The organism is Streptomyces sp. NPDC096079, from assembly GCF_040303145.1.
Lineage (GTDB): Bacteria > Actinomycetota > Actinomycetes > Streptomycetales > Streptomycetaceae > Streptomyces.
In genome coordinates, this window is the sequence record NZ_JBEOST010000010.1 from 88,181 (window position 1) to 108,590 (window position 20,410).

The window sequence follows — 20,410 nt, forward strand, 5'->3', positions numbered from 1 at the left end:
TACGTACCATGTCGCCTGTACGCGGGTCCACCCCGCACCCCCGCCCCGAACCACCGTCCCACGCGGAGGCCCCCCGTGCAGTCCCCCGACCCGCTCGGCGGCGGCGCCCGCCCCACCAGCCGGGACGTCGCCCGGATCGCGGGCGTCTCCCAGGCCACCGTCTCCCTCGTCCTCGGCGACAAGTGGCGCGGCCGCGTCTCCGAGCGCACCGCCGAATCGGTGCGCCTCGCCGCCCAGGAGCTGGGCTACCGGCCCAACCTCGCCGCCCGCAACCTGCGCCTCGGCCGCACCCGCACCGCCCTGCTCGTGGTGCCCGCGCTCACCAACGAGTTCTTCGCCCACGTGTACACCGGCGCCGCCGCCGTGGCGGCCCGGCACGGCTTCGGCGTCGTCCTCTACCCCTCCCCCGACGGCGTCGGCCCCGCCCGCGACCCCTTCGCCTCGGCCCAGGCCGCCCTGGACGGCGTCATCGCCTCCTCTATGGCCGCCGACGCCCTCCAGGCCCTCCGGGGCGCCGACCTGCCCCTCGTCATGCTCGACAGCGACCCGGCCGCCCCCGGCGCCTCCGCCCATGTGAACCTCGACGTCGCCGACGGCATGCGCCGGATCACGGACCACCTGCTCGACCTGGGCCACCGCCGCTTCCTGCACGTGGCGTCCGCCGTCCCGTCCTGGACCTTCGACGTCCGGGCCGCCGCCCTCGCCGACGCCCTGCGCGGAACCGGGCTCCGCACCGTACGGGCCGGGCTGAACGTCGCCGACGCGCGGGAGGCCGCGCACCGCGCCCTCTCCGCCCCCGGCCCGCGCCCCACCGCGGTGATCTGCGACGACGACATTCTCGCCGTCGGCGTCGGCAAGGCCGCGCATGCCCTCGGCCTGCGCGTCCCGGACGACCTCTCCCTCACCGGCTTCGACGACATGGCCCTGGCCACCGCGGTCGAACCCGAGCTCACCACCGTCCGGCTCCCCGCCGAGGAGTTCGGCAGGCGGGGCATGGAAGCGCTCCTCGCCGTCCTCGCGGGCGAACCGGTCGGGCCGGCCACCCTGCCCGTCACGGTGGTCCGACGCGGCTCCACCGGCCCCGCACCGGCCGTCTGAGCACCGGTACGACGGCACCGGTACGACGGAGGGGCCCCGGTCCACCCGGACCGGGGCCCCTCCCTCGTACGGTCGCGACTACTCCTCGGGAGCCTCGTCCGAGGGCTCGTCCGTCTTCGCCGCCGCCGCGTTGTCCGCCTCCAGGAGACGGGACAGCTGACGGCCGACGATCCGCTTGAACTTGCGCTGCTGCGGACGCGTGCGGTCCAGGACCGCCACCTCCAGGCGCTCCGCGGGGATCTCCCGCTCGGTGCCGTTGGTGTCCCGCGACAGCGCCTGCACGGCCAGCTTCAGGGCCTCGGCCAGCGTCATGCCGTCCCGGTGCCGCTGGTCCAGGAAGGAGCTGATCTGCTCCGCGTTCCCGCCGACCGCGACCGAGCCGTGCTCGTCGACGATCGAGCCGTCGTGCGGCAGCCGGTAGATCTGGTCGCCCTCCGGCTCGGAACCGACCTCGGCGACGACCAGCTCCACCTCGTACGGCTTCTCCCCCGCGCTGGAGAAGATCGTGCCCAGGGTCTGGGCGTAGACGTTCGCCAGGCCGCGCGCGGTGACGTCGTCCCGGTCGTAGGTGTAGCCCCGGAGGTCGGCGTAGCGCACGCCGCCGATGCGGAGGTTCTCGTACTCGTTGTACTTGCCGGCGGCGGCGAAGCCGATCCGGTCGTAGATCTCGCTGAACTTGTGCAGGGCACGGGACGGGTTCTCACCGACGAAGACGATGCCGTCGGTGTACTGGAGGACGACCAGGCTGCGGCCGCGGGCGATGCCCTTGCGGGCGTACTCCGCCCGGTCCGCCATGGCCTGCTGGGGTGAGACATAGAACGGCGTGGACACCGGCTACCGTCCCTTTCTTCCGGTCTGAAGGGCTGCTACGGGCGACGACGGGTCAGAGGAGGGCGGCGCGCGGCCCGTCGGGCTGCTCCAGACGCCGCTCGGTGACCGATCGGGCCAGCTCGGAGGACTCCGCCTCGCTGAGCCTGCGGAAGCCCTCGTCGGTGATGACGGTGACGATCGGGAAGATCCGGCGGGCCATGTCGGGACCACCGGTCGCCGAGTCGTCGTCCGCCGCGTCGTAGAGCGCCTGCACCACCAGCGTGGTGGCCTGCTCCTCGGTGAGGTCGGCGCGGTACAGCTTCTTCATCGAGCCGCGCGCGAAGATCGAGCCGGAACCGGTGGCGGCGAAGCCGTGCTCCTCGGAGCGGCCGCCGGTCACGTCGTACGAGAAGATCCGGCCCTTCTCCTTGCCCTCGTCCCAGCCCGCGAAGAGCGGGACGACGGCGAGCCCCTGCATCGCCATGCCCAGGTTGCCCCGGATCATGGTGGAGAGGCGGTTCGCCTTGCCCTCCAGGGAGAGCGTCGCGCCCTCCACCTTCTCGAAGTGCTCCAGCTCCAGCTGGAACAGCTTGACCATCTCCACGGCGAGACCGGCGGTGCCGGCGATGCCGACCGCCGAGTACTCGTCGGCCGGGAACACCTTCTCGATGTCCCGCTGCGCGATCATGTTCCCCATCGTCGCCCGCCGGTCACCGGCGAGCACGACGCCGCCGGGGAACGTGGCGGCCACGATGGTGGTGCCGTGCGGCGCCTCGACGATCCCCTCCGGCAGCTTCCGGTTCCCCGGAAGCAGCTCGGGCGAGTGATCGGCCAGGAAGTCCATGAAGGAGGACGAGCCCGGCGTCAGGAAGGCCGCCGGCAGACGCCCGGTGCTACGAGGGTTGGCTTCCACGCGATTCCTTCCGGGTGGGAGAGTCGGCCCGCCGTGGGAAGCGCGGGGCGATCTTGGTTGCTGTGCACGGACCTTACCCGTGCCACCGCTTGTCATCCGTCCCCGGACCCGCGGCTTTCTCCGGGGCTCCGGGGACGGAGGACGACAGGCGCGCGATGCGGCTACTCGCCGCCCTTCTGCACGAAGCTCCGGACGAAGTCCTCGGCGTTCTCCTCCAGGACGTCGTCGATCTCGTCCAGGACGGAGTCCACGTCGTCGCTCAGCTTCTCCTGGCGTTCCTTGAGGTCGGAGCTCGCCTCGGTGGTGGTCTCCTCGACCTCCTCCGTGGATCGCGTCGCCTTCTGCTGTCCGCCGCCGGTGTCCTTGGTCGCCATATCCCTCACCCCGCTCGAATCGGCCCGCTCGGTTGAGTCCGTACAAGATCAGACCCTATAGGTCGGGTCCGACTTCGGCCCCGCGGTTTCCACAACGCCCGGGCACTGATTCCATGATTCCCAGTGCCGGGGTATTTCAGGCCCGAACCGGGCCCTCGGTTCAGCTGCCGCCCGACAGCACGCGGACCAGTTCCTCGGCGGTCCGGCAGCGGTCCAGGAGCGACTTCACGTGGGCCTTGGTGCCGCGCAGCGGCTCCAGGGTCGGGACCCGCTGGAGGGAGTCCCGGCCGGGCAGGTCGAAGATCACCGAGTCCCAGGAGGCCGCGGCGACGTCATCGGCGTACTGCTCCAGGCAGCGGCCCCGGAAATAGGCCCTGGTGTCCTCCGGAGGCGCCGTCTCGGCCCGCTCCACCTCGGTCTCGTCCAGGAGCCGCTTCATGCGCCCACGGGCCACCAGACGGTTGTAGAGGCCCTTCTCGGGGCGCACGTCCGCGTACTGGAGGTCCACCAGGTGCAGCCGGGCCGCGTCCCAGTCCAGGCCGTCGCGTCGCCGGTAGCCCTCCATGAGCTCCCGCTTGGCGACCCAGTCCAGCTCGCCGGCGAGGCTCATCGGGTCGGTCTCCAGGCGCCCCAGGGTGTCCTCCCAGCGCGTGAGGACGTCCATGGTCTGCTCGTCCGCGTCGGAGCCGTACCGCTCCTCCACGTACTTCCTGGCCAGCTCGAAGTACTCCATCTGGAGCTGGACCGCGGTGAGCGTCCGGCCGCTGCGGAGCGTGATCAGGTACTGCAGCGACGGGTCGTGCGAGACCTGGTGCAGGGTGCGCACCGGCTGGTCGACGGCGAGGTCGACCGTGATGAAGCCGTCCTCGATCATCGAGAGGACGAGGGCGGTGGTGCCGAGCTTGAGGTAGGTGGAGATCTCCGAGAGGTTCGCGTCGCCGATGATCACGTGGAGCCGGCGGTACTTCTCGGCGTCGGCGTGCGGCTCGTCCCGGGTGTTGATGATGGGCCGCTTCAGGGTGGTCTCCAGGCCCACCTCGACCTCGAAGTAGTCGGCGCGCTGGCTGAGCTGGAAGCCGTTCTCCCGCCCGTCCTGGCCGATGCCGACCCGTCCCGCGCCGGTGACGACCTGGCGGGAGACGAAGAAGGGGGTCAGGTGCCGCACGATGTCCGAGAAGGGGGTCTCCCGCTTCATCAGGTAGTTCTCGTGCGTCCCGTAGGAGGCGCCCTTGTTGTCGGTGTTGTTCTTGTAGAGGTGGATCGGCTGGGCTCCGGGCAGCTGGGCGGCCCGCTCGGCCGCCTCCGCCATGATCCGCTCGCCGGCCTTGTCCCAGAGGACGGCGTCGCGCGGGTTGGTGACCTCGGGCGCGCTGTACTCGGGGTGGGCGTGGTCCACGTAGAGGCGGGCCCCGTTGGTGAGGATCACATTGGCCAGGCCGATGTCCTCGTCGGTGAGCTGACTGGAGTCGGCGGCCTCGCGGGCGAGGTCGAAGCCGCGGGCGTCCCGCAGCGGGTTCTCCTCCTCGAAGTCCCAGCGGGCGCGGCGCGCCCGGTGCATCGCCGCCGCGTAGGCGTTGACGATCTGGGACGAGGTGAGCATGGCATTGGCGTTCGGGTGTCCGGGGACGGAGATCCCGTACTCCGTCTCGATGCCCATTACTCGCCGTACGGTCATGCGGCCCTCCTTGCCCGGCGGCGCTCACTGTGCGCGACTCGGCGGTACCGATGAGCCTAGAACGGCTCCGCGCTGGTGGGGAGATCAGTTGCAGTATTTCCCTGTTTCCCTGTGATGCCGGGGGAAATGCTGGATGGAATGCGACGGCTGCGGATGCCCGGTTTCCGGACATCCGCAGCCGGTGGGCGTTTTACAGGTACTGACCGGTATTGGCCACCGTGTCGATGGAGCGTCCGGTGTCCGCGCCCTGCTTTCCGGTGACGAGCGTGCGGATGAACACGATCCGCTCGCCCTTCTTTCCGGAGATCCGGGCCCAGTCGTCGGGGTTGGTGGTGTTGGGCAGGTCCTCGTTCTCCTTGAACTCGTCCACGCACGCCTGGAGGAGGTGGGAGACCCGGATGCCCTTCTGGTTGTGGTCGAGGAAGGCCTTGATGGCCATCTTCTTGGCCCGGTCGACGATGTTCTGGATCATCGCGCCGGAGTTGAAGTCCTTGAAGTAGAGGACTTCCTTGTCGCCGTTGGCGTACGTGACTTCGAGGAAGCGGTTCTCCTCGGATTCCGCGTACATCTGCTCGACGACGGACTGGATCATTCCGTGGGCGGCGGCGGCCTTCGAGCCGCTGTGCTCGGAGATGTCGTCCGCGTGGAGCGGCAGGGTGGCCGTCAGGTACTTCGCGAAGATGTCCTTCGCGGCCTCCGCGTCCGGACGCTCGATCTTGATCTTGACGTCGAGCCGGCCGGGTCGCAGGATCGCGGGGTCGATCATGTCCTCGCGGTTGGAGGCACCGATGACGATGACGTTCTCCAGGCCTTCCACGCCGTCGATCTCGGCGAGCAGCTGCGGGACGATGGTGTTCTCCACGTCGGAGCTGACACCGGAGCCGCGGGTGCGGAAGAGGGATTCCATCTCGTCGAAGAAGACGATGACGGGGGTGCCCTCGCTCGCCTTCTCCCGCGCACGCTGGAAGACGAGGCGGATGTGCCGCTCGGTCTCGCCGACGTACTTGTTGAGGAGCTCGGGGCCCTTGATGTTGAGGAAGTAGGACTTCCCCGCGGGCTGGCCGGTCACCTCGGCGACCTTCTTGGCCAGGGAGTTGGCCACGGCCTTCGCGATCAGCGTCTTGCCGCAGCCGGGCGGGCCGTAGAGCAGGATGCCCTTGGGCGGCCGCAGTTCGTGCTCCTTGAAGAGGTCCGGGTAGAGGTACGGGAGCTCGACCGCGTCGCGGATCAGCTCGATCTGGTTGCCCAGACCGCCGATCTTGTCGTAGTCGACGTCCGGGACCTCCTCCAGAACGAGCTCCTCGACCTCGCTCTTGGGGACCACCTCGTAGACGTAGCCGGACCTGGAGTCGAGCAGCAGGGCGTCGCCGGCGCGGATGGTGATGTCCAGCAGGGGCTCGGCGAGCCTCACCACCCTCTCCTCGTCGGTGTGCCCCACCACCAGGGCGCGCTCGCCGTCCTCAAGGATCTCCTTGAGGGTGACGATGTCCCCGGCGCGCTCGAACTCCATGGCCTCGACCACGTTGAGCGCTTCGTTGAGCATGACTTCCTGGCCGCGCTTGAGCTCTTCGAGCTCGATGCTCGGGCTGACGTTCACCCGGAGCTTGCGGCCCCCGGTGAAGATGTCGCACGTGCCGTCCTCGTTGGCCTGCAGGAAGACACCGAAGCCGGCCGGCGGCTGCGCGAGCCGGTCGACCTCCTCCTTGAGGGCCACGATCTGGTCGCGGGCCTCACGGAGCGTGTTCGCCAGACGTTCGTTCTGCGCGGACACGCCGGCCAGGTTGGTCTGCAGCTCGACGATCCGCTCTTCGAGAATCCTCGTGTGGCGCGGAGAGTCGGCGAGCTTGCGGCGCAGGACGGCGATTTCCTGCTCGAGATAGGCAACCTGACCGGCGGGGTCTTCAGACCCCCGCCCCGGCCGGATGCCGCGGTTGATGTCGTCGTCGTGGGCTGCCACGGTCCTCACCTCCTCCAAGGGGAGCTGGACGCTTCCTGACCCTACCTGCGTGGGTGGTGATTGAAACCCCTAGATCAAAAAGACTCCGGGGTGTGTCCGATCTTCACCCTTGCGCTTCCCCTCTCGCCAGGGGAATACCCACCCTTCACCGTCTGAAAGCGGGCGGTTGTATCGTCGTCATTGGCCAACACCCGTCAGGGGTGGCCCGACTTATCGCGCGAAGCAGAAACGGCAGGAGATATGACCGTGCAGCACGAGGCTCCGGGGACGGGCGCCGACGAGGCGCTCGAGGTCTGGATCGACCAGGACCTGTGCACCGGGGACGGGATCTGCGCGCAGTACGCTCCCGAGGTGTTCGAGCTCGACATCGACGGGCTCGCTTATGTGAAGAGCGCGGACGACGAGCTGCTCCAGGACGCGGGCGCCACCACGCGGGTGCCGCTGCCGCTGCTCCAGGACGTGGTGGACTCCGCGAAGGAGTGCCCGGGCGACTGCATCCATGTGCGCCGGGTCGCGGACAAGGTCGAGGTGTACGGCCCCGACGCCGAGTGACGGCCCCGACGCCGAGTGACGGCTCAGACGCCGCGCGCGTCCGGCCGGCCGCCGCGGACGAAGGCGCCGCTCTGCCAGCGCCAGCTGACCTGCTCCTTCTCGTCGGGGCAGCAGCTGGGCACGTCGGGGGACGAGTAGCCGAGCAGGGTGGCGCGCACGGCCCCGTCGCGTACGGATAGCTCGGTGACGCTTCGGTGCTGGTCGGGTGCGACGAGCGTGGCGACCACGCGCGCGGGGTGGCCCTTCTCCTTGCCCCGGGTCAGGACGTAGACGCCGCTCGGGGGCGTGCCGGAGCCGGCTTCGCAGTGCACGACCGCAACGGTCTCGGGGTTCCCGTCCCCGTCGAGGTCCCCGGTGGCCCGCTTGGCGACCGTCCGGGGGCCTCCTCCGCATTCCAGGGGGTAGTCGGCTCCGGCGGCCTCGGGCGCGGGCGCCGGGTGCGGGGCCGTCGCCGGGGCGGCGGAGGCTCCGGCGGGGCCGGGCTGGAGCAGCCCGGCGAGGGCGACGACCGCGGCGGTCGCGGTGGCGGTGGCCAGCCAGTGGGCCGGCCGGGCGTGGGTGTGGGCGAGGTCCGCGAGGTCCGGGGCGGCGGAGTGCAGCACGCGAGACGTCTCCTGTGGGGTGGTGCGGCGTGGTTTCCGGGCATCGTGCCACACGTCACAGGGGGACGGAACAGCTGGGGTGGGGACCGCACGGCCGGTGCCGGGGGCAGCGGCGCCCCTCGCGGCGGCGGCCGCGACGGAGCCGCGAGGGGCGGCGAGGGGCGGCGAGGGGCGGCGAACATGAGGACGCCGCCGTCGAGTTCTTCCGCGTGGGCGGGGAACTCGACGGCGGCGTGCTGGGGATGTCGGGACGTCAGCCCTTGTTGGGGCCCTCGTAGTCCTCGCCGTAGGCGCCCTTGGCGGGGCGGCGGCGGCGCATCGGGGGCTCGACCCCGTCCGCGAGGCGACGGGCGGTGACGAGGAAGCCGGTGTGGCCGATCATGCGGTGATCGGGGCGGACGGCGAGGCCCTCGACGTGCCAGTTGCGGATCATGGACTCCCACGGCTGCGGCTCGGCGTAGCAGCCGAACTCGCGGATGGACTCCACGGTGCGGGCGAGCTGGGTCGTGGTCGCCACGTAGCAGCAGAGGATGCCGCCGGGGACCAGGGCCTTGGAGACGGCCTCCAGGCACTCCCAGGGCGCGAGCATGTCGAGGATGACGCGGTCGACGTCGGTGTCGGACAGGTTGTCCTGGAGGTCGCCGACGGTCAGCTGCCACGCGGGGTGCGGGCCGCCGAAGTAGCGCTCGACGTTGCCCTTCGCGATCTCGGCGAAGTCCTCGCGGCGCTCGTAGGAGTGCAGCATGCCGCTGTCTCCGATGGCGCGCAGGAGGAAGCTGCTCAGCGATCCCGAGCCCACTCCCGCCTCCACGACGCGGGCGCCGGGGAAGATGTCGGCGAAGGCCAGGATCTGCCCCGCGTCCTTGGGGTAGACCACGGCTGCGCCGCGGGGCATGGACAGGACGTAGTCGGGGAGCAGGGGGCGCAGCGCGAGGTAGGCGACGTTTCCGGTGGTACGGACAACGCTGCCCTCGGGGGCGCCGATCAGTTCGTCGTGCGGGAAAGAACCCTTGTGGGTGTGGAAGTTCTTTCCCTCTTCGAGCGTGAACGTGTAGTGACGGCCCTTGGGGTCGGTCAGCTGAACCTGGTCCCCGACCTTGAAGGGCCCGCGTCGGCGGGCGGCACCGGTCGGTTCGGACATGTGACCAGAGTACCGGGGTTACGCGGACGGTCGTGCCATGGCCTGGACGAAGGCGCGCTCGACGTCGGTGGTGGCGAGGACGCCGTAGATCTCACCGGACTCCTCGACGACGAGGTACTCGGTGGCGGGGCTGGCGCGGAGGTGGTCGAGGAGGGGCTGGCCAGTGAGTTCGGCGGGGACCCGCATGCCGTCGGCGAGGTCCTGGGCGAGGGTGCTGACGGCGACCCAGGGGCGGCGGTGCTGGGGTACGGCGGCGATGGCGGCCTCGCGGACGATGCCGGTGGGTTCGCCGGCGCCGTCGACGACGACGAGGGCGCGGGCGCCGGCCTCGTTGGCGCGCCGGAGGGCCTCGGAGAGCGGGGTGGCGGGCTCGACGGGGATGGCGCGGCGGGTGAGGGCGCGGGCGCGGAGTTCGGGGAGGTGCTCGCGGAGGCGGGCCATGCGGAGGCTGTTGCCGGCGCCGGTCCAGATGATCGCGGCGAGGATCGCGGCGAGGAGGGCGTCGGTGACGGTCTCGAAGCCGCCGATGTCGTCGGTGGAGTTGCCGAGGAGCCCGGTGCGGGTCAGCAGGGGCAGGCCGACGAGGACGAGGACGGCGAGGGCGCGGCCGACCCAGGCGGCGGCGACGGTGCCGCTCATGGGCTTGCCGGTGATCTTCCAGACGACGGCGCGGAGCATGCGGCCGCCGTCGAGGGGGAGGCCGGGGAGCAGGTTGAAGATCGCGACGATCAGGTTGGAGATCATCAGGCCGGCGAGGAGGACGCCGGGGACGGTGCCGGGTTCGACGGCGTAGAGGGAGAGGTAGAAGACGCCGGCGAGGACGAGGGAGAGGAGGGGGCCGACGAAGGCGAGGACGAACTCGCGGCCGGGGGTCTCGCTCTCCTTCTCGATCTCGGAGACGCCGCCGAAGAACTGGAGCTGGATGCGGCGCACCGGGAGTTTGAAGCGGAGCGCGGCGATGGTGTGGGCCAGTTCGTGGACGAGCACGGAGGCGTAGAAGGCGATGGCGAAGAAGAGGGAGACGAGGTAGCGGGCGGCGCCGAGCTCGGGCAGGACCCGGTCGATCTGGTCGCCGAAGACCCAGGTGATGAGGGCGGCGACGAGGAACCAGCTGGGGGCGACGTAGACGGGCACGCCGAAGGGCCGTCCCATGAGGATCCCGCCGCCGGGCTCCTCGGTCCGCTGCGGCTTGGGCTCGTCCTGGTTCACGGGTTCCTTTCGTCGCGTGGTGTGACCCCGCGTCGGTGCGTCACGGTTCGATCATGCAGTGCGACGGGGTCCCAGGTCGATGGTATGCCGCTCGTTGTCGGTGGCGGGTCGTAGGGTCTTCGTCATGAGTACGAGCGAGCAGGTGCCGGCGGAGCCGCGGGCACCCATGTCGTTGTCGCCCTCGCGGGCGAGCGATTTCATGCAGTGTCCGCTGCTGTACCGGTTCCGGGTGATCGACCGGCTGCCGGAGAAGCCGAGTGCGGCGGCGACGCGGGGCACGCTGGTGCACGCGGTCCTTGAGCGGCTCTTCGACGATCCGGCGGCGGAGCGGACGGCGCCGCGGGCCCGGTCGATGGTGCCGGGGCAGTGGGACCGTCTCCTGGAGTCGAAGCCGGAGCTGGGCGAGCTGTTCGCGGAGGATCCGGACGGGGAGCGGCTCGCGGGCTGGCTGGGCGAGGCGGAGGCGCTGGTCGAGCGGTGGTTCACGCTGGAGGACCCGACGCGTCTGGAGCCGGCCGAGCGTGAGCTGTTCGTGGAGACGGAGCTGGCGTCGGGGCTGCGGCTGCGCGGGGTGATCGACCGGGTCGACGTGGCGCCCTCGGGCGAGGTCCGGATCGTCGACTACAAGACGGGGAAGGCGCCGCGCCCGGAGTACCGGGACGGCGCGCTGTTCCAGATGACCTTCTACGCGCTGGTGGTGTGGCGGCTGAAGGGGGTGATCCCGCGGCGGCTGCAGCTGGTGTACCTGGGCAGCGGCGAGGTGCTGACGTACGACCCGGTGGAGGCGGATCTGCTGCGGGTGGAGCGGAGGCTGCACGCGCTGTGGGACGCGATCCGGCTGGCGACGGAGTCGGGTGACTGGCGGCCGCGGCCGACGAAGCTGTGCGGTTGGTGTGATCATCAGGCGGTCTGTCCGGAGTTCGGGGGTACTCCCCCGGTCTATCCGCTGAAGATCGTTTCCGTGCGCCCGGCGGAGTCGGGTGAATCCGGGCAGGGCAGAATGGACCCGGCCCAGCCGTCTTCCTGAGCCCCGCCCGTCCCGTGGCGGGCGTACCGCGTGAGCTCAGCACCGTGAAGGAGCCCTTGTGACGATCCGCGTCCTGTTGGTCGACGATCAGCCGCTGCTGCGGACCGGCTTCCGGATGATTCTGGAGGCGGAGCAGGACATCGCGGTGGTGGGTGAGGCCGGGGACGGTCTGCAGGCGCAGGAGCAGGTGCGCGCGCTGCAGCCGGACGTGGTCCTGATGGACATCCGGATGCCCCGGATGGACGGGGTGGAGGCGACCCGGCAGATCACCGGGCCGGGGCGGGACGGTCCGGCGAAGGTGCTGGTCCTGACGACCTTCGACCTGGACGAGTACGTGGTGGAGGCGCTGCGCGCGGGTGCGAGCGGCTTCCTCCTCAAGGACGCCCCGGCGAACGAGCTGGTGCAGGCGATCCGTGTGGTGGCGGCCGGTGAGGCGATGCTGGCGCCGTCGATCACGCGCCGGCTGCTCGACAAGTACTCGGCGCACCTGCCGACGGGCGAGGAGCAGGTCCCGGACACGCTGAACACCCTGACGGACCGCGAGGTGGAGGTCCTGAAGCTGGTGGCCCGCGGTCTGTCGAACGCGGAGATCGCGGCGGACCTGTTCGTCAGCGAGACGACGGTGAAGACGCACGTGGGTCATGTGCTGACGAAGCTGGGGCTGCGGGACCGGGTGCAGGCCGCGGTGTACGCGTACGAGAGCGGTCTGGTGCGGCCGGGGGCGGGCGGCCAGTAGCCGCGGGCGGCGGCCGGTGGGCCGCCGGGACGACGAGGGGCCCGGCGCGCGGGGTGCGCGCCGGGCCCCTGTGCGTGGGCCGGAGGGGGTCAGCCCTTGCGGATCTCCCAGAACCGGAAGACGGTCGAGGCGTCGAGGGTCCATTCGAGGCCGGTGACGTCGTCGCGGGCGACGGCGTACTGCTTGCCCTGCCAGAGCGGCAGCAGCGGGAGCTCCTCGGCGACGATGTCCTGGATCCGGCCGTACTCGTCGGTGGTGGCGGCGCGGTCCGCGGTGCCGGCGGTCTTCGGGATGAGAGTGCCGGTGATGGTGGCGTTCTCGTAGTGGTTGCCGAGGACGTTGCCCTCGCCGAAGAAGGGGCCGGTGAAGTTGTCGGCGTCGGGGTAGTCGGGGACCCAGCCCTTGACGTAGACGCCGTACTTGCCGGCGGCGATGTCCTTCTCGTACTGCTCGAAGGGGACGGACTTGACGTCGGCGTCGAACAGGCCGCTCTCGTTGAGCTGCTTGGCGATGGCCTTGAGCTCCTGGTCGGTGGCCGGGCCGTAGCGGCTGGGCGTGGACCAGAGGGTGAGCTTGACCTTGTCGGTGATGCCGGCGGCGCGGAGGGCCTTCTTCGCCTGGGCCGGGTCGGGGGCGCCGTAGGTGTCGAAGAAGGCGGTGTTGTGCCCGGCGATGCCGGCGGGGACGATCGAGTAGAGCGGCGTGGCCGTCGACTTGTAGACGTTCTCGACGAGGGCCTCGCGGTCGACGAGGTGGGCGATGGCCTTGCGGACGCCGAGCTTGCCGACGACCGGGTCCTTCGTGTTGAAGACGAGGTGCTGGACCTCGGCGCTGCTGCCCTGGACGACCTCGATGCCCCTGTCGGCGGTGGTGGCGGAGTTCTCGAGGGCGGCGATGTCGTCGGCGGAGAGGCCTCGGTAGGCCACGTCTATGTCGCCGTCGGTGAGGGCCTTGGAGAGGGCGGCGCGGTCGCCGCGGTAGAGCTTGAGGGTGACGGCGCCGTTCTTGGGCTTGGCGTTGCCGCGGTAGCCGGCGTTGGCGGAGAAGGTGGCCTCGGAGTCGCTGAAGGAGTCCAGCTTGTAGGGGCCGGAGCCGGTGGCCTTGCCGTCGGTGCGCAGCGCGTCGGCGGGGTAGTCGCGGTGGTCGACGATGGAGCCGGCACCGGAGGCGATCTTGCTGGGGAAGGTCGCGTCCGGGACCTTCAGGCGGAAGACGACGGTCCGCTCGTCCGGGGTCTCGATGGTGTCGATGGTGGAGAGCAGCGGCGCCGGGCCGGAGGGGTCGGCGATCTTGAGGGAGCGCTCGAAGGAGAACTTGACGTCCTCCGAGGTCAGCTTGTTGCCGTTGGAGAAGGTGAGGCCGTCGCGCAGGGTGCAGGTGTAGACCTTGCTGCCCGCGGAGAACTCGCACTCCTTGGCGGCCTCGGGCTCGGGGTCGAGGCCGCCCTTGGGGAAGGCGAGGAGGGACTGGAAGACGTTGTTGAACAGCAGCCAGGAGCCGGGGTCGTAGCCGGCCGCGGGGTCGGTGGCGAGGATCTCGTCGGACATGCCGACGCGGACGCCGCCTCCGGATCCCCCGGAGCCGCTGCCCTGCTCGGTGCCGCAGCCGCCGAGGAGGGCGGCGGACAGGCCCGCGGCGAGCGGAGCCGTCAGCCACTTGTTGTGTGCCTTCACAGAACTTGCCTCTTGATCTCTTGTCAGGCCGGCCGCGCAGGGGCGCGCGGCCGGGACAACGAAGGGGTCAGGCGGTGCCGCGGCCCAGTTCCCACAGCAGCAGGTCGGAGGAGGTGTTGAGCGCGTACTCGACTCCGTTGAGGTCGTCGCGGGCGGCGACGTACTGCTTGCCCTGCCACAGCGGCAGGACGGGGACGTCCTCGGCGACGATCTTCTGGATCTGCGCGTAGACGGGGGTGGCGGCGTTGCGGTCGGCCTGGCGGCGCGAGCGCGGGATGAGCTTCTCGCGAACGGTCTTGTTCACGTAGGGGGTGTTCAGGAAGTTGTCGCTGTCCAGGAAGGGCGCGATGTAGTTGTCCGGGTCCGGGTAGTCCGGGAACCAGCCGAGGCCGTAGACGGCGTAGTCGCCGCGCTTCTGGGCGGTGCGGAAGGTGGACCACTCGGCGCCCTTGACGCTGGCGTCGAAGAGCTCGCTGGCGATGAGCTGCTTCTTGAGCGCCTCGAACTCCTGGGCGGTCTCGGCGCCGTAGTGGTCGGTGGTGTAGTTGAGGGTCACCTTGACCGGCGTCTTGACCCCCGCGTCCTTGAGGATCTTCGCGGCGCGCTCGGGGTCGGGCTCGCCGTACTGGTCGAAGAACGGGGTGGCGTGGCCGGTGATGCTGGAGGGGATCAGCGAGTAGAGCGGCTCGGCGGTGGGGCCGTAGACCAGGTTGACGAGGGCGCCCCGGTCGACGACGGCGGCCATGGCCTGGCGCACGGCCTTCTCCTGGACGGAGGGGGCCTTGGTGTTGAAGCCGAGGTAGCGGATCTCCAGGCCCGGGACCTCGGTGACGCGGATGCCGTCCTTGGGCGTCTCGGTGAGGTCCTTGATCTGCTTCTGCGACAGGGAGCGGGCCATCATGTCGATGTCGTCGCCCTCCAGGGCCGCTCCCATGGCGCCGGCGTCGGCGTAGGGGCGCAGCTCGACCTGGTCGTTGCGCAGGGTGATGTCGCCCTTGTAGGCCGGGTTCTTGGTGAAGACGAAGCGGGTGGCCTTGTCGCCCTCGCGCTCGACCTTCAGGGTGTACGGGCCCGAGCCGTCGACGTCGAAGCCGTCGCGGAGCTTGTCGGCGGCGTACTTGTCCTTGCTGAGGATGCCGGCGACGGGCGTGGAGAGCTTGTACGGGAAGGTCGCGTCGGGGGTCTTCAGGTGGAAGACGATCCCGTCGGTGCCCTGGGTCTCGACGGTGTCGATGTTCGCGAGGAGGGCGGCCGTGCCGTTGTCCGACTTGATCTTCAGGACGCGCTCGATGGAGTACTTGACGTCCTCGGCCGTGATCGGCGTGCCGTCGGCGAAGGTGAGGCCGGAGCGGAGCGTGCAGCGGTAGCTCTCGCTGGCCTTGTCGGAGAAGCCGCAGCTCTGGGCGGCCTCGGGGACGGGCTCGCCGCCGCCGCGGGGCACGTGCAGCAGGGTCTGGACGGTCTGGCGCAGGATGTTCCAGGCGCCGGTGTCGTAGGCGTAGGCCGGGTCCAGCGGTGCGGGGGCGTCCGCGGTGACGATGAACTGGTCCGTGGTGCCGACGGCGATCGCTCTGGCCTCCTCCCCGCCGCCGCAGGCGGCGAGCAGAGGGGCGAGCAGTCCGGCCACGGCCGGCAGCACCAGGGTCTTGCGGTTCATCAGGGACGATCTCCTCATCCGGCACTGGGGTACAGCGGTCTGGGGAACTCCGCCGCCTGCCGCCCGGTCGGGGCGGGAGCGATCGGGCCGGGTGTTGCGATCGGTCCTGTGTTCACGGCGACTTGGGTGTGCGCCGGTGCACGCGGTTATGCGGCGAAGTACTCGCGAAAGATTAGTGGGCGGCGCCGGTATCCCTTGACCGAGGCCGTGCGGGGGCGTAATCGAAGAGTGATCATGGATGCACGGGGCTCGATAACCATGCGCCGGACGTTGGGGACGACGGTTACCCAATCAGGACACAGGGGGCGTCGAAACGTCCGGTTTTGAGACAGGGAACGAGAACGGGCCACCCGCCGTCCGGCACTCTGAGTGACCAACGTCACGTAAGCGCTTTTCGGTGAATGGCCCGATCGCTTTTATCGGATCGCTTTCCTCAGGGAAAGCTCAAATTCCCGTGATCAAGGTCCGCAGGAACGGCACGTCGACCTCTTCGAGGGAGCGCACGACGACCCGGCCCGGGGACGGCGCGATCGGGGCGACGGACGGCACCGCGACGACGCGGCAGCCGGCGGCCTCGGCGGCCGCCACCCCGGTCGCGGTGTCCTCGATGACGGCGCACAGCGCGGGGTCGGCCCCGACGCCCTGGGCGGCCGTCAGGTACGGCTCGGGGTGGGGCTTGGTGCGGACGACCTCGTCACCGGCGACGGTGAGCGTGAAGCGGTCGCGGCCGAGCGAGGCGAGGACCCGGTCGATGATCCGCCGGTGCGAGGCGGAGACCAGGGCGGTGGGGATGGAGTGCCGGGCCAGCTCGGCGAGCAGCCGCTCGGCGCCCGGCATCAGGGGGACGCCCCGCTCGATGCGCTGCTCGAACTTCTCGTTCAGCAGGACGGTCAGCTCTTCGAGGGTGATGTCGGCGCCCGTGGACTCGATCAGGTAGCCCGCGCTGCGGGTCATCGGCCCGCCCACGACGATGTCCCGCCAGGCCTCGTCCAGCCGGTGCCCGAGGTCGGCGAAGACCTCCACCTCCGCGTCCCACCAGAACCCCTCCGTGTCGACGAGGGTCCCGTCCATGTCGAGGAAGACCGCCTGCAGGGCGGAGCTGCCGTTGGTACGGAACAGGGACGCGGGGACCGTACTGGTCATCCGGCACACCTCCATGGAGGGACGAGAAGGCCGGCCCCCCTCCCCGGTACGGGGAGGAAGACCGGCCTGCACTGGACCGACAAGTGTACGTCGCGATCACCGCGAACGCGCGGATTTACACCCGCCGGTCATCGTGGGGTCACCGTGCGTTGAAGTACTTCGCCTCGGGGTGGTGGATGACGATGGCGTCGGTGGACTGCTCGGGGTGCAGCTGGAACTCCTCGGAGAGGTGGACGCCGATCCGCTCCGGGCGCAGCAGGTCCGCGATCTTCGCGCGGTCCTCCAGGTCGGGGCAGGCGCCGTAGCCCAGCGAGAAGCGGGCACCGCGGTACTTGAGCGCGAACATGTCCTGGACGTCGGCGGGGTCCTCCCCGCCGAAGCCGAGCTCGGCCCGGACGCGGGCGTGCCAGTACTCGGCGAGGGCCTCGGCGAGCTGGACGGACAGGCCGTGCAGCTCCAGGTAGTCGCGGTAGGAGTCGGACTCGAAGAGCTTGGCCGTGGCCTCGCCGATCTTCGAGCCGACGGTGACGACCTGGAGGCCGACGACGTCGGTCTCGCCGGACTCCTCCGGGCGGAAGAAGTCCGCGAGGCACAGGCGGCGGCCGCGGCGCTGGCGCGGGAAGGAGAACCGGGTCCGCTCGTTGCCCGCCTCGTCCAGGATGATCAGGTCGTCGCCCTTGGAGACGCAGGGGAAGTAGCCGTGGACGACGGCCGCCTCAAGGAGGTTCTCGGTGTGGAGGCGCTCCAGCCAGCCGCGCAGCCGGGGGCGGCCCTCGGTCTCCACCAGCTCCTCGTACGCCGGTCCGTCGCCGGCCCGGTTCTGCTTGAGGCCCCACTGGCCCTTGAAGAGGGCGTCCTCGTCGAGCCAGGACGCGTAGTCCTTCAGCGGGATGCCCTTGACGACACGGGTGCCCCAGAAGGGCGGGGCCGGCACCGGGTTGTCGGTGGCCACGTCGGAACGGCCGCCGGGCTCCGGCTCGTCGACCTGGAGGGCGGCGGCAGCGCCGGTCCTGGCGACCCGGCGCTGCTTCAGCTCGGGCAGGACGGCCCCCGGGACGCCGCGCTTGACGCCGATGAGGGCGTCCATGAGGCGCAGGCCCTCGAAGGCGTCGCGGGCGTAGCGGACCTCGCCCTGGTAGATCTCGTGGAGGTCCTGTTCGACGTACGCCCTGGTCAGGGCGGCGCCGCCGAGGATCACGGGGTACTTGGCGGCCAGCTCGCGCTGGTTGAGCTCCTCCAGGTTCTCCTTCATGATCACGGTGGACTTCACGAGGAGGCCGGACATGCCGATGACGTCGGCGTTGTGCTCCTCGGCGGCTTCGAGGATCGCGGAGACCGGCTGCTTGATGCCGATGTTGACGACGTTGTAGCCGTTGTTGGACAGGATGATGTCGACGAGGTTCTTGCCGATGTCGTGGACGTCGCCCCGGACGGTGGCGAGGACGATCGTGCCCTTGCCCTCGGCGTCCGACTTCTCCATGTGCGGCTCCAGGAAGGCCACGGCCGTCTTCATGACCTCGGCGGACTGGAGCACGAACGGCAGCTGCATCTGACCGGAGCCGAACAGCTCGCCGACGACCTTCATGCCGTCGAGGAGGGTCTCGTTGACGATGTCCAGGGCCGGGCGGGTCTCCAGGGCCTCGTCGAGGTCGGCCTCCAGGCCGTTCTTCTCGCCGTCGATGATCCGGCGCTTGAGGCGCTCGTCCAGCGGCAGCGCGAGGAGCTCCTCGGTCTTGCCGGCCTTCATCGACTTGGTGGTGGCGCCCTCGAACAGGGCCATCAGCTTCTGCAGCGGGTCGTAGCCCTCGGCACGCCGGTCGTAGATGAGGTCGAGCGCGGTGGTGACCTGCTCCTCGTCGAAGCGGGCGATCGGCAGGATCTTCGACGCGTGCACGATCGCCGAGTCCAGGCCGGCCTTCACGCACTCGTCGAGGAAGACCGAGTTCAGCAGGATGCGGGCGGCCGGGTTGAGGCCGAAGGAGATGTTGGACAGGCCCAGGGTCGTCTGGACGTCCGGGTGGCGGCGCTTCAGCTCGCGGATCGCCTCGATCGTCGCGATGCCGTCCTTCCGGGACTCCTCCTGGCCGGTGCAGATCGTGAAGGTCAGGGTGTCGATGAGGATGTCCGACTCGTCGATGCCCCAGTTGCCGGTGAGGTCCTCGATCAGTCGCTCGGCGATCGCGACCTTGTGCTCGGGGGTACGGGCCTGGCCCTCCTCGTCGATGGTCAGCGCGATGAGAGCGGCGCCGTGCTCCTGGGCCAGTCGGGTGACCTTCGCGAAACGGGACTCGGGTCCGTCGCCGTCCTCGTAGTTGACGGAGTTGATGACGGCCCGGCCGCCCAGCTTCTCCAGGCCGGCGCGCAGGACGTCCACCTCGGTGGAGTCGAGGACGATCGGCAGGGTGGAGGCGGTCGCGAACCGGCCCGCCAGCTCCTCCATGTCGGCGACGCCGTCCCGGCCCACGTAGTCCACACACAGGTCGAGCATGTGCGCGCCCTCGCGGATCTGGTCGCGGGCCATCTCGACGCAGTCGTCCCAGCGGGCCTCCAGCATCGCCTCGCGGAACTTCTTCGAGCCGTTGGCGTTGGTCCGCTCGCCGATCGCCAGGTACGCGGTGTCCTGCCGGAACGGCACCGTCTGGTAGAGCGACGCGGCGCCCGGCTCGGGGCGCGGGGAGCGCTCGGGGGGCGTGAGGCCCTGGACCCGCTCGACGACGTGGCGCAGGTGCTCGGGCGTGGAGCCGCAGCAGCCGCCGATCAGGGACAGACCGTAGTCGCGGACGAAGTTCTCCTGCGCGTCGGCCATCTCGGACGCGGTGAGCGGGAAGTACGCGCCGTCCTTGGTGAGCACGGGCAGGCCGGCGTTCGGCATGCACATGAGCGGGGTGCGGGAGTGGCGGGCGAGGTAGCGCAGGTGCTCGCTCATCTCGGCCGGGCCGGTGGAGCAGTTCAGGCCGATCAGGTCGATGCCGAGGGGTTCGAGGGCGGTCAGCGCCGCCCCGATCTCCGAGCCGAGGAGCATGACGCCGGTGGTCTCGAAGGCGAGCGAACAGATCAGCGGCACGTCCACGCCCAGGGCGTCCATCGCGCGGCGCGCGCCGACGATGCTGGACTTGGTCTGCAGGAGGTCCTGGGTGGTCTCGACGATCAGGGCGTCGGCGCCGCCGGCGAGCAGGCCCTCGGCGTTCTGCTGGTAGCCGTCGCGCAGCACGTCGTACGCGATGTGGCCGAGGGAGGGCAGCTTGGTGCCGGGGCCGATGGAGCCGAGCACCCAGCGCTGGCGGCCGTCCTTGGCGCCGAACTCGTCGGCGACCTCGCGGGCGATCCGGGCGCCCGCCTCGGAGAGCTCGAAGATCCGGTCGGCGATCTCGTACTCGCCGGCGGCCGAGTGGTTGGAGCCGAACGTGTTGGTCTCGACGCAGTCGACGCCGACCTCGAAGTACGCCTCGTGCACCGAACGGACGATGTCGGGCCGCGTGACGTTCAGGATCTCGTTGCATCCTTCGAGGTCCTGGAAGTCCTCGAGGGTGGGGTCCTGGGCCTGGAGCATGGTGCCCATGGCTCCGTCGGCGACGACGACTCGACTGGCGAGTGCCTCGCGGAGGGCGGCGGCGCGGGTCCGGCTGTCAGCGGAAGGGGTCGGCGACGAGGCCATGGATGAGCTCCCTGGGATGCGACGGCTGTCGGCTTTGCACCCTCGGGGGAGGGTGCACGGGGCCAGCGTAACCGCGTGGGCGCCGGGGTGGACACGGCGTCCCACGGGCCGGACGGCATCCTGTGTGCGGGGACTCCCGGTTCTGCCCCTCCTTGGCCGACACTGAGTGGTGTGACGCGAGGTCGGCA

At 70.4% G+C, this 20,410-nt stretch carries 16 protein-coding genes; 4 read left to right on the forward strand and 12 right to left on the reverse strand.

The window, feature by feature from the left end; all coding sequences use genetic code 11:
- Positions 1-75: 75 nt before the first annotated feature.
- A complete protein-coding gene (locus ABTY59_RS21240; RefSeq protein WP_352020558.1) occupies positions 76-1,098 on the forward strand; it encodes a LacI family DNA-binding transcriptional regulator in 1,023 nt (340 codons plus the stop codon).
- Between the two features lie 78 nt (positions 1,099-1,176).
- Here ABTY59_RS21240 and prcA read toward each other — a convergent pair whose 3' ends face one another.
- From prcA to arc, 5 genes are all read right to left on the reverse strand, one after another.
- The gene (gene prcA, locus ABTY59_RS21245) at positions 1,177-1,929 is read right to left on the reverse strand and encodes a proteasome subunit alpha (protein WP_093876954.1); all 753 of its coding nucleotides are present in this window, start codon (positions 1,927-1,929) and stop codon (positions 1,177-1,179) included.
- A gap of 52 nt (positions 1,930-1,981) precedes the next feature.
- A complete protein-coding gene (gene prcB, locus ABTY59_RS21250) occupies positions 1,982-2,821 on the reverse strand; it encodes a proteasome subunit beta (protein WP_352020559.1) in 840 nt (279 codons plus the stop codon).
- A 161-nt stretch (positions 2,822-2,982) separates the two neighbouring features.
- Positions 2,983-3,195 carry a ubiquitin-like protein Pup gene (locus ABTY59_RS21255; protein WP_015032443.1) on the reverse strand — a complete coding sequence of 71 codons (213 nt, stop codon included), beginning with the start codon at positions 3,193-3,195 and terminating at the stop codon, positions 2,983-2,985.
- 160 nt (positions 3,196-3,355) lie between these two features.
- Positions 3,356-4,870, reverse strand: coding sequence for a depupylase/deamidase Dop (dop, locus tag ABTY59_RS21260; protein WP_352020560.1), 1,515 nt, complete (start codon positions 4,868-4,870; stop codon positions 3,356-3,358).
- 190 nt (positions 4,871-5,060) lie between these two features.
- Complete coding sequence (gene arc, locus ABTY59_RS21265; protein WP_352020561.1) at positions 5,061-6,827, reverse strand: proteasome ATPase; 1,767 nt, start codon at positions 6,825-6,827, stop codon at positions 5,061-5,063.
- 240 nt (positions 6,828-7,067) lie between these two features.
- Here arc and ABTY59_RS21270 point away from each other — a divergent pair, with 240 nt between their 5' ends.
- Positions 7,068-7,379 carry a ferredoxin gene (locus tag ABTY59_RS21270; protein ID WP_352020562.1) on the forward strand — a complete coding sequence of 104 codons (312 nt, stop codon included), beginning with the start codon at positions 7,068-7,070 and terminating at the stop codon, positions 7,377-7,379.
- 23 nt (positions 7,380-7,402) lie between these two features.
- On the opposite strand, the gene ABTY59_RS21275 is transcribed toward ABTY59_RS21270, so the two are convergent.
- From ABTY59_RS21275 to ABTY59_RS21285, 3 genes are all read right to left on the reverse strand, one after another.
- A complete protein-coding gene (locus tag ABTY59_RS21275; RefSeq protein ID WP_352020563.1) occupies positions 7,403-7,981 on the reverse strand; it encodes a hypothetical protein in 579 nt (192 codons plus the stop codon).
- Positions 7,982-8,234: 253 nt separating this feature from the next.
- A complete protein-coding gene (locus ABTY59_RS21280) occupies positions 8,235-9,122 on the reverse strand; it encodes a tRNA (adenine-N1)-methyltransferase (RefSeq protein ID WP_015032448.1) in 888 nt (295 codons plus the stop codon).
- Positions 9,123-9,140: 18 nt separating this feature from the next.
- Positions 9,141-10,274, reverse strand: a complete 1,134-nt coding sequence (locus ABTY59_RS21285) for a site-2 protease family protein (protein ID WP_352020730.1) — start codon at positions 10,272-10,274, stop codon at positions 9,141-9,143.
- A gap of 181 nt (positions 10,275-10,455) precedes the next feature.
- Between ABTY59_RS21285 and ABTY59_RS21290 the strand changes: the two genes are divergently transcribed.
- The gene (locus ABTY59_RS21290; RefSeq protein WP_352020564.1) at positions 10,456-11,358 is read left to right on the forward strand and encodes a RecB family exonuclease; all 903 of its coding nucleotides are present in this window, start codon (positions 10,456-10,458) and stop codon (positions 11,356-11,358) included.
- 58 nt (positions 11,359-11,416) lie between these two features.
- The gene (locus tag ABTY59_RS21295) at positions 11,417-12,094 is read left to right on the forward strand and encodes a response regulator (RefSeq protein WP_030691890.1); all 678 of its coding nucleotides are present in this window, start codon (positions 11,417-11,419) and stop codon (positions 12,092-12,094) included.
- Positions 12,095-12,183: 89 nt separating this feature from the next.
- Here ABTY59_RS21295 and ABTY59_RS21300 read toward each other — a convergent pair whose 3' ends face one another.
- The 4 genes from ABTY59_RS21300 to metH form a co-directional block, all read right to left on the reverse strand.
- Positions 12,184-13,767 (reverse strand): ABC transporter substrate-binding protein, encoded by a 1,584-nt coding sequence (locus tag ABTY59_RS21300; protein WP_352020565.1) that lies wholly within the window; start codon positions 13,765-13,767, stop codon positions 12,184-12,186.
- Positions 13,768-13,834: 67 nt separating this feature from the next.
- Complete coding sequence (locus tag ABTY59_RS21305; RefSeq protein ID WP_352020566.1) at positions 13,835-15,424, reverse strand: ABC transporter substrate-binding protein; 1,590 nt, start codon at positions 15,422-15,424, stop codon at positions 13,835-13,837.
- A 444-nt stretch (positions 15,425-15,868) separates the two neighbouring features.
- Positions 15,869-16,567, reverse strand: a complete 699-nt coding sequence (locus ABTY59_RS21310) for an HAD family hydrolase (protein WP_352020567.1) — start codon at positions 16,565-16,567, stop codon at positions 15,869-15,871.
- Positions 16,568-16,706: 139 nt separating this feature from the next.
- A complete protein-coding gene (gene metH, locus ABTY59_RS21315; protein ID WP_352020568.1) occupies positions 16,707-20,222 on the reverse strand; it encodes a methionine synthase in 3,516 nt (1,171 codons plus the stop codon).
- Positions 20,223-20,410: the final 188 nt, after the last annotated feature.

Excerpts from the sequence above, each read along its gene's own strand:
- ABTY59_RS21255 (WP_015032443.1), bottom strand. The coding sequence starts at position 3,195 with ATGGCGACCAAGGACACCGGCGGCGGACAGCAGAAGGCGACGCGATCC.
- dop (WP_352020560.1), bottom strand. The coding sequence starts at position 4,870 with ATGACCGTACGGCGAGTAATGGGCATCGAGACGGAGTACGGGATCTCC.
- ABTY59_RS21270 (WP_352020562.1), top strand. The coding sequence starts at position 7,068 with ATGACCGTGCAGCACGAGGCTCCGGGGACGGGCGCCGACGAGGCGCTC.
- ABTY59_RS21280 (WP_015032448.1), bottom strand. The coding sequence starts at position 9,122 with ATGTCCGAACCGACCGGTGCCGCCCGCCGACGCGGGCCCTTCAAGGTC.
- ABTY59_RS21285 (WP_352020730.1), bottom strand. The coding sequence starts at position 10,274 with ATGGGACGGCCCTTCGGCGTGCCCGTCTACGTCGCCCCCAGCTGGTTC.
- ABTY59_RS21290 (WP_352020564.1), top strand. The coding sequence starts at position 10,456 with ATGAGTACGAGCGAGCAGGTGCCGGCGGAGCCGCGGGCACCCATGTCG.
- ABTY59_RS21305 (WP_352020566.1), bottom strand. The coding sequence starts at position 15,424 with ATGAACCGCAAGACCCTGGTGCTGCCGGCCGTGGCCGGACTGCTCGCC.
- ABTY59_RS21310 (WP_352020567.1), bottom strand. The coding sequence starts at position 16,567 with ATGACCAGTACGGTCCCCGCGTCCCTGTTCCGTACCAACGGCAGCTCC.
- metH (WP_352020568.1), bottom strand. The coding sequence starts at position 20,222 with ATGGCCTCGTCGCCGACCCCTTCCGCTGACAGCCGGACCCGCGCCGCC.